The sequence below is a fragment of the Sphingobacterium puteale genome (assembly GCF_050986225.1).
GTDB classification, from domain to species: domain Bacteria; phylum Bacteroidota; class Bacteroidia; order Sphingobacteriales; family Sphingobacteriaceae; genus Sphingobacterium; species Sphingobacterium puteale.
The window spans coordinates 1,005,837-1,020,098 of the sequence record NZ_CP158959.1; the positions used below are offsets into that span (position 1 = coordinate 1,005,837).

The window sequence follows — 14,262 nt, forward strand, 5'->3', positions numbered from 1 at the left end:
ATGGTCTATTTCGCCTCTTTCTTTTTGGACTTTTGGGTACTATCCGGTGCTGCTACTGTCAACGGTTTTAAATTCGTTGAATCCCGTTTTACAGCTGTTTTATCGGTTGTTGGCGCAATGTCGTTTTCTACTTTTTGCTTGGCTGTTGTTGCTTCGGGGGGTGTTGCTTTAGGCGTACCGCCTGTTTTATTCGAAACAGCTTTTGCTCCGGCTTTCGTGTCATTCCCTTTCTTCTCCTGGCGCTGATTATCCTCTTTAGGCTTGGATTTCATTTTTCCATTTTCCTCCGTTTCCTTTTCTGTCGGAGCGGTGAAAGATGATTTGGAAAGGTCACGTTTTCTATTTAATAGATCCGCTTTCGATTTAGGACGGTCTTCAGGGCGCCATGTAAAGTTTGGTAGAAACTCTTTGTCTGCGGTAACCTCCGCTATCGGATAGACCTTGCCATCGACTTTTCGGATGGAAACGTATTCTTTGAGTTTATTGTCCTCCATCAGAATTTTAAAACGACTGCTCCGATCATGTACCAATTCTGTTGTTACATTTGTTTTCTCATCGATATTATAGAAGATGTTTTCAGCATTTCCATCTACAAAGAGGCGTTCCATCCGGTTATTGGTAAAGAAACTGGTAATTTTTCGTCCTTTGATCTGATTGAATTTTAATGAATCGCTTGTGGCATTGACCATAAATGCATTTCCGACTAACAGCGAGTTGTCCAGTTTTTGATTTTTGACCTGCAAGAAGATTGTATCGCCGGATATTTGCGAATTCTCAGCCCACATCATCGGTTTTCCCATCAACCGAAACATTGAATCCTGCATACCATAATACATCGAATCGGCAACCGCCTGCAGATCGGATTTGAATAATCGGGCATTATAGTAGGCTTTCAGAATTCTGGTTTTTGCGGTATCCTGAGCCAAAGAATCTTTTTTCCCGCCTTGCGCATTTTTTAATGCAGCATCCATAATCTGATCCGATTCCCCGCCTTTTGGGATGATGGCTTTTTTACGTAACACACTATCGGCTTTCAGGTTTTTTTCAATCTCAATCCGATTTTGATCACCTACGATCACCGGTTGTTTCTTCGCAATATTCTGCCTCTTCGTGGCACTGGTATCTGCTGATTTCTTGATTTCCTTGCCGAGGGCAGGTTCCTTGATTTCTTTCTTATGGAGGCTGTCTATACCTTTTTTTAAGCTATCGGCTGCTTGTCGTAAATTATTGGTTGAATCTATATCGGCGGACATAGAATCTGTATCACCGTAATCGACCTCATTGTCTTCTTCAATGGCTCCCCCTTCTCGGTTTAATTTAAAATCCCGCGCGATATAATCTCGCCGGAAGATCATTTGTGAGAATAGGGTGTCTGCAGTCATAAAAACAGAATCCATCTCGGACTTTTCTTTTAATTCCTCATCCTTTCCGATGACATTCTTATTTTCTGCTACGGTCTTCTTAGGATCCTTATCGGTAATAAGTGCTGCTTTGTTATTTTTTTTCTTGTCTTTCTGTTCTTCTTTTTCAGCTTTCTTTAATTCTTTTGCTTCTTTTTTTAGTTCCTTTTCAGACTTTTTCTGTACAGGTGAAAACGAGGAGACAGAATCTTTTTTTGTTGAATCCTTTTTTACCACGGAAATAACCAAGGGTTTGTCTGTCATCGTAATGGACTCATTTTTTCCATTATAGAGTCCATATCCACCATATGCATAAAATTTATCAAGGGTGTCCACGAAGACGACATTTTTCACGGCTTTACCGATGCCGACCTGTCTATCATAGAAAAGACTATCTCCCTTCAGGAATTTAGTGCCTTCTGTATAAAGATTGTTCTTGGAAAAATAGGCCTGACCGGTAGCCATATGGTAACGGCCTTTCTCGGTATATAGATTTTCGCCCTTATTCCCTTTCATATTTGTAGGGCCGTAGAAATCCGTTATTCGGGTGTTGCCATTGTATTTCATGGAGTCCGTATAGACTTTTACGTTCGGCGATCGGACAACAACCTTTTGGTTAAAATATGATTCGCCGGTATTTTCGAAATAGGTAGCACGCTGACTGGTGATGGTGTCGCTTCCGGAGAGAATACGTCCACCGCTATAGTAGTTTCCAATTTTACTACGCATGTTATAAACGAGGTGATCGGTGGTCAATATTGATCCGCTGGTACTGACCATACGCACTGCTCCGGTTAATGTCGCTAATTGCATAGCTGCTTCATAATGCAGCTTATTGGAAAATATCTGTGTGCCATCAGGTTGGGTGATGATTACATTTCCATAGGCCTCAAAGAATTGTCGACCCAGTTTATCATTATGCAAATACCCACTGTCAGACGATAAGGTCGAGCCAACGTGCTCATAGACCGGGCGGTAAAAAACAACATTACCGTTCTTTCCAGTAATAATATGTGACGAAGAAAGTAACTTTAATTCGTCCTGTTTCTGCGCTTGGACCGTCAAGCCAGTTAAAATAAATACAATCAGGGTAAAAATGTATTGTCTCACAAGGGCAAAAATATGGATTTTAATTGCTACTTTATTGGATTTCACAAATTTTAAGATGTGAATTTATCATTCAGACAAATATACCGTAACTTTGTTTATATGAATGTGCTGGAAAGATTAAAGGGATATATTGAAAAGGAGCATTTGATGATGCCTCATGACAGAATATTGCTTACGGTAAGTGGGGGAAAGGATTCGATGCTGATGGCACATTTATTCGCAAAAGCCGGCTTTAATATCGCTATTGCACATTGTAATTTCCAGTTGCGTGGAGAGGACTCCGAACTAGATGAAGCTTTGGTTCGAAAATTTGCTGCTGATAATGGGATTCCAATCTTTGTCAAGCAGTTTGATACCAAGACCTATGCCAAGGAAAATCAAATTTCCATTCAGATGGCTGCGCGCGAACTTCGTTATCGCTGGTTTGAACAACTTCGTGAGCAACTTCAGTTTGACCGAATTGCTGTCGCTCAACACCTAAATGATCACATTGAAACCGTCTTGTTAAATCTTTCACGTGGAACTGGCCTGCAAGGGCTTCAGGGCATCTTGCCTATAAGAGATCGTATCATTCGGCCACTTTTATTTCTTAAAGCAAGTGAAATCGAATATTACGTTCAGGAATATGCCATTGCTTATCGGGATGACCAATCTAACTTTTCGACAAAGTATGCGCGCAATAAGATAAGAATCGATATTATTCCGCATTTCAAAAAGCTACAACCCGATTTTGAACAGATTTTCGAACAGAATATTACGCACTTTAAGGAATCTTATCAATTGCTACAACAATTTGTCGAACCGATCCGGAATAAACTTTTTCGGTCTACAGGCGATGGTTGGGTAGTGCGCAAAGAGGATTTGGAAGAACATTTGAACAATTTGCCTTTATTGTACGAGTTGTTTTCCGGTTTTAATTTTTCTAAAGCTGTGTTAAGTGATTTACAGCAAGCTTGGGGACGGGAATCAGGGCGTATCTTCCAATCGGATTGCTATCATATGCTTTTGGATAGAAATGAGCTTTTTATCAAAGAAAAGGAGTTTATATCGTCGGACGAGGCGATCATTACCTCTGAAACATCGACGGTGGAGTGGAAACAATATTGTTTCCATGCTGGGGTCTCTACAGAACTTACGATTAACAATAGTAGGGAGATTGCAAAATTCGATTATGATCTGCTTATCTTTCCATTGACAATCCGTTCATGGAAGATCGGAGATAGCTTCTATCCTTTGGGCATGGATGGGCGAAAAAAGCTGAGTGATTTTTTCATCAATAAGAAAATCAGTTTATTTGAAAAGGAAAATATTCCGATCCTGGTGAATGGAAATGGCGATATTCTTTGGCTTGCCAAATATCGCATGGATAATCGCTATAAGATTACCAGCAATACAAAAAAAGTCCTTACTTTAGTCTGTAAATGTGGTTAAGGATTAAGGAGCAAGAGGAAATTGTCCCAATACCCTATTATAAAAAAAGAAATGAAAGAAGGTGTATTCTATTCGGAAAATCAATATTTAGGACGTGACCGTGTTTGGATAAGCGTACGTTTGGTACTTGTGTTATTTTGTTTTACCGCATTTTATCTGAATTTGGACCATTTGATTTCCAGTCAATTGTTTTTCATTGTCGGAGTGGGAATCATCATTACATCCATTGTTATGATGTATATGGTCTTGTTTCGTATAGAAGTATTCCAGGATCATATCCTGATCAGTGGCCTCTGGTCCACTCGGGTGGTGAAAATAGATTTGGCTTCTATTTCGAAAGTTGAAAAGGGGCCATACAGCACATTTTTTTTTAATAACCCTGTTTATAACCTGCATTCCAAAGGGAAGATTAAGTTTTTTGCAGGGGGTAAAAATGCAGTTTTCCTAACGGATAAAGATGGATTGACTTATGTGTTGGGAACCCAGCGACAAGAGGAGCTTTTTCGTACAATCATGGAAACGAAAGGAAAACTGACGAAGTCTTAAAAATTGTTAATAATTTCTTATCTGACATTTTAAAGACAACAGTTTATTGAGTTATTGGTTAAATTTGAGAAAATAGCAACGAATTAACTATGGCATTTTTAAAATTTATACTTATTACATTTGCTGTTTACTTTGTAATAAGATTCTTATTCAAATTATTATTACCGTTTGCAATGCGTAAAGCAGCTGAAAAGCTGATGAAAAAAGCGCAGGAACAGGGGGGAGCATATAGCGGCCAAGGGCAAGGTGGTACTTTTCACTATGAATTTACCGGTCAGGGGCAGCAAGAAAATAAAAGATCTCAGCCTGAAGGCAAAATCAAAGTTGATTATATTCCACCGAAGGAAACACCCGAGCGCAAAGGGGCGGAAACGGCTGGTGAGTTTGTCGATTTTGAGGAAATAAAATAATTTTTAGCGGCCCAAATAGCGTATCTTTGTGCTATGTGGCTTAAGCAACTTTCTGTTCTAAATTTCAAGAATTACTCGGAAACTTCTTTGGAATTTCTCCCTGAAGTAAATGCTTTTACAGGGAATAATGGTGTTGGCAAAACCAATCTTTTGGATGCAATCCACTATTTATCGCTTTGTAAAAGCTACTTTAATCCTATAGATTCGCAACATATCAAATCCGGTAACGATTGGTTCATGGTTCAAGGTGAATTTGATAAAGAATCGAATAGCGATGTTATTTCCTGCAGCCTAAAAAAGAATCAAAAAAAGCAGTTTAAAAAGAACAAAAAAGATTATCCTCGACTGGCCGATCATATCGGACTTTTTCCTTTGGTTATGATTTCTCCAAATGATAGCATTATCATTACGGATGGGAGCGAGGAACGTCGAAAGTTTGTGGATAATGTGATTTCCCAAACGGACAATAAGTATCTGGATACGCTAATTATCTATAATAAATTCTTAGCCCAACGAAATAGCCTGCTCAAACAGGCCCGTCAATCCAATGTGCTGGACTTGGGATTAATCGAAATTCTTAACTTTCAACTGGAGGAAGTCGGCAATATTATCTTTGCCAAGAGAAGAACATTTATGGAAGAGTTTCAACCTGAGTTTGATCGGCATTATGAATTTTTGACCGAAGATGCTGAGTCTGTCCAGCTGCAATATGAGTCTCCCCTAATGTCGGATTCCTTCTTGAATATTCTGGCAAAGAACCTTGAGCGTGACCGTATTTTGGAACGTACTAGTCAGGGAATTCATAAAGATGATCTGATATTTACTATCCATGGTGGAATGCCGCTGAAAAAGTTTGGCTCCCAAGGACAACAAAAATCATTTCTCATTGCGTTAAAACTTGCTCAATATTCCTATTTACAGCAAAAAAAAGGATTTAAACCCTTACTTCTCCTGGATGATATCTTTGATAAACTGGACGATCGTCGTACGCATAAATTGATGCAGATGGTCTCTGATGATGATTTTGGTCAGATTTTTCTGACGGATACGGACTCAAAAAGAATTCAACGAATCTTTGATGAAATCAATCGGCCTGTTCGTATATTTGGAATCGAAGGAGGACAAGTGAATGTATAAGAAGCAACCAACGAAGAAGAGCCTGGAATTTATTCGGTCAAGCGATGACATGACCATTAAGCAGGGGGTGGAGCGTCTCCTCGAAGCTTATAAACTGCGCCGAAAATTTGATGAGACCTCAATCGCTTCGGTATGGCCTCAACTGATTGGAAAAGCAATTGCCAATCGCACACAGCAGCTATATGTACGTGACAAAAAGTTGTTTGTGCGCGTAGAGTCTGCCGTGATTAAAAATGAACTGGCATTAATGCGTCGTCAGATTCTCGGAAGGGTAAATGAGTATGTCGGACATGTCATTATCGAAGAGGTCGTGATTTTGTAGCCTGTATTCCTAGCTAAGTTTAACCAGTTGTTTGATAACCTATATCATCTCCCTGAAACCGCAGGGACAAAGCTGTTTGCACGTTTTGAACACACTGAATCCAAGCGGGATGACTATCCCATCAGAGAAGGAGATTACTTTTTCATTTTATTTTTATTGGCCGGTTTGATCCATCAATACAGCTGGAGTAACAAGTGAATTTACACAGTGGATCGGTACAGCCAATCTTTTCATCACTGATCTCGCATCTTTTATTTTTGATGTTCCTTCCATATAGAATTTTCAATGCATCAATGATTGTCGTATATACCGTTTATCAAAATGAGATTATCAACAGATGGAAGCAGATATCGTTTTATTTTATCTCCACTGGCAGGTCTCGTCCTTTGTGATCTGTGTAAAGCTTGAACTTGTATCATAAGGCATTCGATACCATAAAGTAAAGTGACAGGCGTAGGTTTGTTTTTATATCGTAAATCCAATGACACTTTTTTAAGATGTCGCGATTGCCTATGCGATTCGAGTGAGCACACAGAGAGCCCGAGGATTAAAAGTTTTGAACAGGAGCCTGTAATCATTCACCACAAGACAAGAATTTGAACTCTTTAATAGGGTAATAAAGCAGCGAGTGGCACTTGGGGCTATAGCTTTCAACATTGAGATGTGAATATAGGATGATTATACACAATGAATTTTGGCTGAGAGATGCTTTCAGCTGTGTTGTTAACATTTTTGTGTGGATAACCTCGTAGTTTTGCACATTTTGCTGTGATTTTTAATTTTGCCTTGTTGTGTTATTCACATTTTAATGTTGGTAAGTGTTGAGTTGTTCACATTTTCAGGTAACGGATGGGTATGGACATTCCACTTATTAACATTTTGTATGTTAATAAGTGGCTATTTTTGTTAATAAGTCCAAGCTAAAATACTAAAGAGTCAACCTTATGCACAAAATACCAACAGTCCTTTAGGGTTGGTATTTGTTGGGCGCATGTTTATTGGTCGACTAGATTTCCCTGTGGGAATATGGAAGCTACTATAGGTACTGTTCCAGATCGCCTTTGCCTTCACGGATAACGTCAAAGGTTCCTTCCGTCAGATCTACTACCGTGGAAGCAACATTGTCCCCATAACCACCATCGATAACAGCATCGACAAGATCCTGATATTTCTCGTAGATCAATTCGGGATCAGTTGAATATTCGATTATTTCATCTTCATCGTGAATGGAAGCCGTCACAATCGGATTGCCCAATTGTTTCACAATTTCCCGAACAATGTTATTGTCTGGCACGCGGATACCCACAGTCTTCTTTTTCGAACTTAATAGCTTGGGAACTTTTGTTGTTGCGTTAAAAATAAAGGTAAAGGGGCCGGGGAGCGCTTTCTTCAGGACACGAAATACGGTGGTATCGAATGATTTGGTGTACTGGGAAATATCGGTCAGGTCATAACAGATAAAGGATAGATTGGCTTTATCCGGTTTTAATCCTCTGATCTCACAGACACGTTCTATTGCTTTTTGTTGTGTAATATCACAGCCGATACCATAGACGGTATCGGTGGGGTAAATAATTACTCCGCCTCTTTTAAGGATGTCAACAGCCTGTGCAATGGCTTTTGGATTGGGATTGTCGTTATATATCTTGATAAGCATATTGCGTATAGTATATTTATTATAACGTATGAAAATCATAGTTTTTAATCTGGGAAGCCCTGAGCGAGGTGCTTACCATTTCAAGGGGGCAAAACTATTATTCAGATACGTATCTTTCTAAAAGAACAACAGCCAAAATATTTTGTTTTGGCTGTTGTTCTTTATGTTAAAATTCTGCGTTCTTCGGAGTACGGGGGAACGGTATTACATCGCGGATATTGGTCATTCCGGTAGTGAACAACACCAAGCGCTCAAAACCTACACCAAATCCTGAATGTGGTACAGAACCAAAACGGCGGGTATCCAAGAACCATTCCATTTCTTCTGCTGGTATGCCTACTTCTGCCATACGCGCCAATAGACGATCCAGATTTTCCTCACGTTGTGAGCCACCGACCATCTCACCGATACCTGGGAAAAGAATATCCATTGCACGTACGGTATTACGCCCCTGCGCATCTGGCTCGTTCTGTTTCATGTAGAAAGACTTGATCTCTCTTGGGTAGTCAGTCAGAATAACAGGTTTCTTGAAATGTTTCTCGACCAAATAACGTTCGTGTTCAGATTGCAAGTCAGCTCCCCAATCGTCAATTAAATACTTAAATTGTTTCTTTTGGTTTGGCTTACTGCGTTTTAGTATTTCAATAGCATCTGTATAAGTTACACGCTCGAAATCATTGGCTAAGACGAAGTTTAACTTTTCAACCAAATTTAATTCAGAACGTTCTGCTGCTGGTTTTGATTTTTCTTCTTCCAATAAACGACTTTTCAAAAACTCGATTTCCTCAGGACAAGTTTCTAAAGCGTATTTGATCACGTATTTTAATAATGCTTCGGCCAAATCCATGTTGTCTTCCAGTTCATAGAAAGCCATTTCCGGTTCAATCATCCAGAATTCAGCCAAGTGACGTGTAGTATTTGAGTTTTCTGCCCTAAAGGTCGGACCAAAAGTATAGATATTTCCAAAGGCCATTGCTCCAAGCTCGCCTTCTAATTGACCGGAGACCGTCAGGTTTGTCGATTTTCCAAAGAAATCCTCTTTAAAATCAATTTCTCCGTTTTCTTTACGCGGTGGATTTTTTAGATCCAGCGTAGTCACCTGAAACATTTCACCAGCACCTTCGGCATCAGAACCTGTGATAATCGGTGTGTGCATATACACAAAATCATTTTCCTGGAAAAATTTATGTACTGCGAAAGCCAAGGCATTACGAACTTTGAATACCGCATTGAATGTGCCTGTACGGAAACGTAAGTGCGCAATTTCACGTAGAAATTCTAAGCTGTGCTTTTTGGGTTGTAAAGGATATTTTTCAGGGTCTGAATCACCAATAATGCTTACCTCAGTAGCTTTAACTTCTACTTTTTGTCCCTTACCCAGTGATTCTATCAATTGACCTTTTACGCGAACTGCAGCTCCGGTAGTGATACGCTTCAGGATATCTTCAGGTGTATTTTCAAAATCGACTACTGCTTGAATATTATTGATTGACGAACCGTCATTAATTGCTATAAATTGATTGTTACGGAAAGTTCTTACCCAACCTTTAACAACGACCTCTTTGCCGAATTCTGTGGCATTCAATAGTTCCTTTATTCTTGTGTGTTCCATCTTAATTTTTGGAGAATGACTTGTAAAAGATGCTTTGTTTAAAAAGCAATACAAAAATAAGCTATTCTGTTGATTTATTGGGTATCAATGTTGATTTAATTCGCTGACTGAGGGATCAATGAGCTTTTAAACTTAATTTTTCCGGACGAATATTTGGATCAAAATCAATAGAAAGGGGGCGGCATTTAGAACAAAAAGCGGATCAACTCAGTTGATCCGCTTTTAAGCTTTATGACGATCGAAGGAATTATCCTTTCAATACTTTGGTTACTAATTCAGCAGCTTCCTTCAATAAGATTGCAGAATAAACTTGTAGACCTGACTCATCGATTAATTTTTTCGCTTCTTCAGCATTTGTACCTTGAAGTCGTACGATAATAGGAACAGGAATATTACCAATTTCACTGTAAGCATCAATTACCCCTTGCGCAACACGGTCACAACGAACGATACCACCAAAGATATTGATTAAAATAGCTTTTACATTCGGGTCTTTCAAAATGATATTGAAACCAGCTTTCACCGTTTCAGCATTTGCCGTACCACCAACATCCAAGAAGTTCGCAGGTTCTCCACCCGCTAATTTGATGATGTCCATTGTTGCCATTGCAAGACCGGCACCATTTACCATACAACCTACGTTACCATCTAGTTTAACATAGTTAAGGTTTGATTCGCCAGCTTCAACTTCTGTAGGATCTTCTTCGGTTACATCGCGCATAGCAGCGTAATCAGGATGACGGTACAATGCGTTCTCGTCAAGATTAACTTTGGCATCAACAGCTAAGATCTTGTCGTCGGAAGTTTTCAATACTGGATTGATCTCGAACATCGAAGAATCAGTAGAATCGTATGCTTTATAAAGCGCAGCAACAAATTTTACCATTTCTTTGTGTGCAGCACCGGAAAGACCTAGATTGAAAGCGATTTTACGTGCTTGGAATCCTTGTAAACCTACTTTTGGATCGATTTCTTCTTTGAAAATCAAGTGCGGTGTTTTTTCTGCAACTTCTTCAATGTCCATACCACCTTCTGTAGAGTACATAACGATGTTACGTCCTGTAGCACGGTCCAATAAGACAGACATGTAGAATTCTTTTGTTTCGCTTTCACCTGGATAGTAAACGTCTTGAGCGATCAAAACTTTGTTTACTTTTTTACCTTCAGGTCCAGTTTGAGGCGTTACTAATTGCATACCAATGATGTCAGTTGCCCTTTGTTTGACTTCATCTAAGTTCTTAGCTAACTTGACACCACCACCTTTACCACGGCCACCAGCGTGAATTTGAGCTTTGACAACAACCCAGTCGGAATTGTAGTCTTCTTTCATTTTTTTAGCCGCTTCCACAGCTTGCTCTGGAGTATCTGCTACGATACCTTCCTGTACGCGCACACCAAAGCTCTTTAGTATTTGTTTTCCTTGATATTCGTGAATGTTCATTTGCAAAAATATTTGGCGTAAAAATATGTTTTTTTGAGGGATAAGACAAGGGATAAATTGCTCTTTTATCTATTTTTTGACATTTGTGAAAAATAAAATGGCTGAAATAGAGAAATAACTGCTTATTTATTCAAAGACGTGATATCGTAAATTTATTTATCTTTGTCCTATGATGTTACAAGCCAAAGGAATTCACAAAGCTTATGGGGCATTGCCCATCTTAAAAGGCGTTGACATAAGCGTGGAAAAAGGTGAAATCGTGAGTATTGTCGGAGCTTCAGGAGCAGGTAAGAGTACACTTTTACATATTATCGGAACATTGGACAAACCTGATCAAGGTTCAATATTTATTGATGGTGTTGATATCCATAAACTGAATGCCAAAAAGCTGAGTGCTTTTCGAAATGAGCATATTGGTTTTGTTTTCCAGTTCCATCACTTGTTACCTGAATTTACGGCATTGGAAAACGTGTGTATTCCTGCATTTATCCATGGGCAGAAGCGGGCAGAAGTGGAGACAAAAGCAAAGGAATTATTGGAGTTACTTGGAGTTTCACATCGTATTGACCATAAGCCTGCTGAGATGTCAGGGGGGGAACAGCAACGTGTTTCTGTTGCACGGGCCTTGATAAATGATCCTTCTGTTATTTTGGCGGATGAACCTTCCGGAAACTTAGACTCTGAAAATGCTGCGGCACTACATCAGCTGTTTTTTGATCTTAGAAACAAATTTCAACAAACATTTATCATTGTAACCCATAATGAAGAATTGGCCCGCATTTCAGATCGGACAATTCATATGCGGGATGGATTGGTTGTTTAATTTATATCATGTTACAAGCATCTTAGATTTAGATTGTCTTGTGAGCGACCAAAAACTGATTATTGGGCATCGTGGATCACTAGTCCCCTATGAATAACAAATTATTTTGATGAAGAAAATATTAATAACTTTCGGAACCAGACCACTGGCGATGCGTATTGCCAAAAAGCTTGCAGGTAAATTTGAAGTTTTGTACGCCAGTTCGGAAGAGATTCCGGAGTTACTATTAAAATCGGGGAATTATGAGTCTATCCCCAAAGGATTACTGCCTACCTTTGCCCACGAGTTGCTCAAATTGAGCCTAGACCAGCAAGTGGACTATGTGCTGCCTTTAGGTGTTTTTGAGCTCGAACCATTGGCTGAAGCCAAAGTATTATTTGAGGAGTACCAGATAGCCGTACTTGTTCCGGATAAAGATATGCTAGGCACTTTTCCTATCATTGAAAATCCTCCTGCCGAACTCCCCTATGTTTTGCTTTCCAAAGGCAATAATTTATTGGAAGACGATGTTGCTGAAAATACCTTGGATGGACTATTGGTCAGATCGGATTCTGAGGAAGATTTTGCGCTAGTCTGTGTATCGAAATAAGGCGACTGTACTATTGTTCGCCTCATGCTGAACCTGACTTGTGCGACGTTTTTTTAATTTAAAGGTTTATTAGTGATGCTGTTTCCAGAAGAAAAGAAAGTCTATGTGTTTGAATTGGATGATGTTATTTTTCCAAAGAAAGACTACTTGCTCCAAGTTTATTATCTGTTTGCTAATTTTATTGAATTCACGGAGACCTTTCCTCCACAGGGTGATTTGGTTAACTTTATGAAAAACCATTTGGAAAATCAGGGCGAAGAATCCCTATTTGAACATGCGCAAGCAACATTTGGATTTGACATGAAGTACAAGGAAAATTTTGAACGATTGCATGTAAATGCCGTATTGCCGTTAAAGCTGCATCTTTTTGATCATATCTCCACATTATTTTCTCAATTGAGTGCTGCTGGTAAAATGATATGTATTCTGACGAAGGGAAATCCACTGGAGCAACTGAACAAAGTGAGATTTGTGGACTGGGGGCCTTTCAGCGATCGGATAAAAATTTATTTTGAGGATGAACTTGTGTTTCGTAAGATAGATCCCATGTCATTCTTAGCCCAGGAATTTGCGGTAGATAGTTCCGCAATTCAATTTGTGGACTAAGTTTTCATTGATTATCTTTGTATTATCTACCAACAATGTTTTGACTTTAGAATATACTGAATAAACATTGTTGAAAAAAAATTATGATTAGGGATATAAAAGCCCTATTTTTATATAAAGCCCTTGGATTTATGAATAAAGTGAACAAGCCTGCCACGATTAAGGAAATTGCCAAGAAGCTGAAAATCAGTCCTTCCACGGTGTCGAGAGCATTGAATGATCATCCAAGTATTGGATTGGTAACGACAATGCGTGTCAAAAAAATGGCCGAAGAATTGAACTATGAACCCAATCAGACAGCTATTTTCTTTAAACAACGCAAGACATTTACCATCGCTGTTATCCTGCCTAGTTTATCGGAGCCATTTTTTTCCTTCGCGATCAGCGAAATAGAAAACGTTGCTTCGGCTCAACGGTATACTGTTTTAATGGGGCAATCATTGGATGATCCGGATCGGGAAGAACAGATATTAAAAACATTTAAAAATCATCGTGTAGACGGTATATTAATGTCGATCGGGAAGAAGACAACAAATTTGGAGTTTATCGAAAAGCTGGAGTCATCTGGAATACCGGTTGTCTTTTTTGATTGTGTCCCTAGTTTACCGAATATCAATAAAGTCCAGAGTGATCTGTCGACCGGCATGAATGAGGCTGTGGATGCTTTTGTGGCACGAGGGCACAAAGTAATTGCTTTAGTTAATGGACCGAAGACATTACCTGCCAGTGAGGACCGAAAAGTAGCATATTTGTCTGCAATGAAGCGAAATGGAATGGACATTCTGGAAAAGAATATTATTGAAACAGACCTGAGCACAGAGGGGAATGAAAAAGCCATGGAAAGTATATTTGCAATGCCTGAACGACCTTCAGCGATTATTTCTTTTAATGACTTTGTTACACTGGATCTGATGAAAGCGGCGCGCAACAAGGGATTGGTTCTAAATCAAGATATCTTTTTCATTAGTTATGCCAATTATCCACTGTGGCAGTATATGGAAAATCCACCCATGGGACGTATCGAACAGTTTCCGGGTATGCAGGCACGTAAGGCGGCCGAAATTCTATTTGAGCGAATTGAGAATTCAGATGTAGCAGATCAACAAATTGTTTTTAAGTCGAGATTGGTGATGTAATTTTTTAGCTAAATGAATAACAACATAAAAAAGAGGGGAAAA

General features: G+C 39.2%; 13 protein-coding genes. 9 read left to right on the forward strand and 4 right to left on the reverse strand.

Translation table 11 applies throughout. From position 1 onward, the window contains the following. Positions 1-5: 5 nt before the first annotated feature. Positions 6-2,555 carry an OstA-like protein gene (locus ABTV71_RS04145; protein ID WP_433902332.1) on the reverse strand — a complete coding sequence of 850 codons (2,550 nt, stop codon included), beginning with the start codon at positions 2,553-2,555 and terminating at the stop codon, positions 6-8. A gap of 12 nt (positions 2,556-2,567) precedes the next feature. Between ABTV71_RS04145 and tilS the strand changes: the two genes are divergently transcribed. The 5 genes from tilS (at position 2,568) to ABTV71_RS04170 (ending at position 6,356) form a co-directional block, all read left to right on the forward strand. Continuing rightward, positions 2,568-3,941, forward strand: coding sequence for a tRNA lysidine(34) synthetase TilS (gene tilS, locus ABTV71_RS04150; protein ID WP_245971362.1), 1,374 nt, complete (start codon positions 2,568-2,570; stop codon positions 3,939-3,941). A 51-nt stretch (positions 3,942-3,992) separates the two neighbouring features. After that, complete coding sequence (locus ABTV71_RS04155) at positions 3,993-4,487, forward strand: hypothetical protein (protein WP_433902333.1); 495 nt, start codon at positions 3,993-3,995, stop codon at positions 4,485-4,487. Between the two features lie 89 nt (positions 4,488-4,576). Beyond that, a complete protein-coding gene (locus ABTV71_RS04160; protein ID WP_121125482.1) occupies positions 4,577-4,897 on the forward strand; it encodes a DUF4834 family protein in 321 nt (106 codons plus the stop codon). A gap of 33 nt (positions 4,898-4,930) precedes the next feature. After that, positions 4,931-6,034 (forward strand): DNA replication/repair protein RecF, encoded by a 1,104-nt coding sequence (gene recF, locus ABTV71_RS04165; protein ID WP_121125481.1) that lies wholly within the window; start codon positions 4,931-4,933, stop codon positions 6,032-6,034. Further along, positions 6,027-6,356, forward strand: a complete 330-nt coding sequence (locus tag ABTV71_RS04170) for a DUF721 domain-containing protein (RefSeq protein WP_077437878.1) — start codon at positions 6,027-6,029, stop codon at positions 6,354-6,356. Before recF ends, ABTV71_RS04170 begins: the two co-directional genes overlap by 8 nt. A 1,036-nt stretch (positions 6,357-7,392) precedes the next feature. Here the strand turns inward: ABTV71_RS04170 and ABTV71_RS04175 are convergent. From ABTV71_RS04175 to sucC, 3 genes are all read right to left on the reverse strand, one after another. Beyond that, the gene (locus ABTV71_RS04175) at positions 7,393-8,013 is read right to left on the reverse strand and encodes an L-threonylcarbamoyladenylate synthase (RefSeq protein ID WP_121125480.1); all 621 of its coding nucleotides are present in this window, start codon (positions 8,011-8,013) and stop codon (positions 7,393-7,395) included. 166 nt (positions 8,014-8,179) lie between these two features. Continuing rightward, a complete protein-coding gene (gene asnS, locus ABTV71_RS04180; protein WP_121125479.1) occupies positions 8,180-9,625 on the reverse strand; it encodes an asparagine--tRNA ligase in 1,446 nt (481 codons plus the stop codon). A gap of 247 nt (positions 9,626-9,872) precedes the next feature. After that, positions 9,873-11,066, reverse strand: coding sequence for an ADP-forming succinate--CoA ligase subunit beta (gene sucC, locus ABTV71_RS04185; protein ID WP_108635949.1), 1,194 nt, complete (start codon positions 11,064-11,066; stop codon positions 9,873-9,875). 172 nt (positions 11,067-11,238) lie between these two features. Here sucC and ABTV71_RS04190 point away from each other — a divergent pair, with 172 nt between their 5' ends. The 4 genes from ABTV71_RS04190 to ABTV71_RS04205 all read left to right on the forward strand — a co-directional run bounded on the left by ABTV71_RS04190 (position 11,239) and on the right by ABTV71_RS04205 (position 14,220). Continuing rightward, positions 11,239-11,889 (forward strand): ABC transporter ATP-binding protein, encoded by a 651-nt coding sequence (locus tag ABTV71_RS04190; protein ID WP_183078747.1) that lies wholly within the window; start codon positions 11,239-11,241, stop codon positions 11,887-11,889. A 109-nt stretch (positions 11,890-11,998) separates the two neighbouring features. After that, positions 11,999-12,478 (forward strand): hypothetical protein, encoded by a 480-nt coding sequence (locus ABTV71_RS04195; protein WP_121125477.1) that lies wholly within the window; start codon positions 11,999-12,001, stop codon positions 12,476-12,478. A gap of 75 nt (positions 12,479-12,553) precedes the next feature. Further along, positions 12,554-13,084 (forward strand): HAD family hydrolase, encoded by a 531-nt coding sequence (locus ABTV71_RS04200; protein WP_121125476.1) that lies wholly within the window; start codon positions 12,554-12,556, stop codon positions 13,082-13,084. 131 nt (positions 13,085-13,215) lie between these two features. Continuing rightward, positions 13,216-14,220: a LacI family DNA-binding transcriptional regulator gene (locus ABTV71_RS04205; protein ID WP_121125617.1), complete on the forward strand. Its 1,005-nt coding sequence runs from the start codon at positions 13,216-13,218 to the stop codon at positions 14,218-14,220. Positions 14,221-14,262 lie beyond the last annotated feature (42 nt).

Excerpts from the sequence above, each read along its gene's own strand:
- recF (WP_121125481.1), top strand. The coding sequence starts at position 4,931 with ATGTGGCTTAAGCAACTTTCTGTTCTAAATTTCAAGAATTACTCGGAA.
- ABTV71_RS04190 (WP_183078747.1), top strand. The coding sequence starts at position 11,239 with ATGTTACAAGCCAAAGGAATTCACAAAGCTTATGGGGCATTGCCCATC.
- asnS (WP_121125479.1), bottom strand. The coding sequence starts at position 9,625 with ATGGAACACACAAGAATAAAGGAACTATTGAATGCCACAGAATTCGGC.
- ABTV71_RS04205 (WP_121125617.1), top strand. The coding sequence starts at position 13,216 with ATGAATAAAGTGAACAAGCCTGCCACGATTAAGGAAATTGCCAAGAAG.
- ABTV71_RS04200 (WP_121125476.1), top strand. The coding sequence starts at position 12,554 with ATGCTGTTTCCAGAAGAAAAGAAAGTCTATGTGTTTGAATTGGATGAT.
- ABTV71_RS04175 (WP_121125480.1), bottom strand. The coding sequence starts at position 8,013 with ATGCTTATCAAGATATATAACGACAATCCCAATCCAAAAGCCATTGCA.
- ABTV71_RS04155 (WP_433902333.1), top strand. The coding sequence starts at position 3,993 with ATGAAAGAAGGTGTATTCTATTCGGAAAATCAATATTTAGGACGTGAC.
- ABTV71_RS04195 (WP_121125477.1), top strand. The coding sequence starts at position 11,999 with ATGAAGAAAATATTAATAACTTTCGGAACCAGACCACTGGCGATGCGT.
- sucC (WP_108635949.1), bottom strand. The coding sequence starts at position 11,066 with ATGAACATTCACGAATATCAAGGAAAACAAATACTAAAGAGCTTTGGT.
- ABTV71_RS04160 (WP_121125482.1), top strand. The coding sequence starts at position 4,577 with ATGGCATTTTTAAAATTTATACTTATTACATTTGCTGTTTACTTTGTA.
- ABTV71_RS04170 (WP_077437878.1), top strand. The coding sequence starts at position 6,027 with ATGTATAAGAAGCAACCAACGAAGAAGAGCCTGGAATTTATTCGGTCA.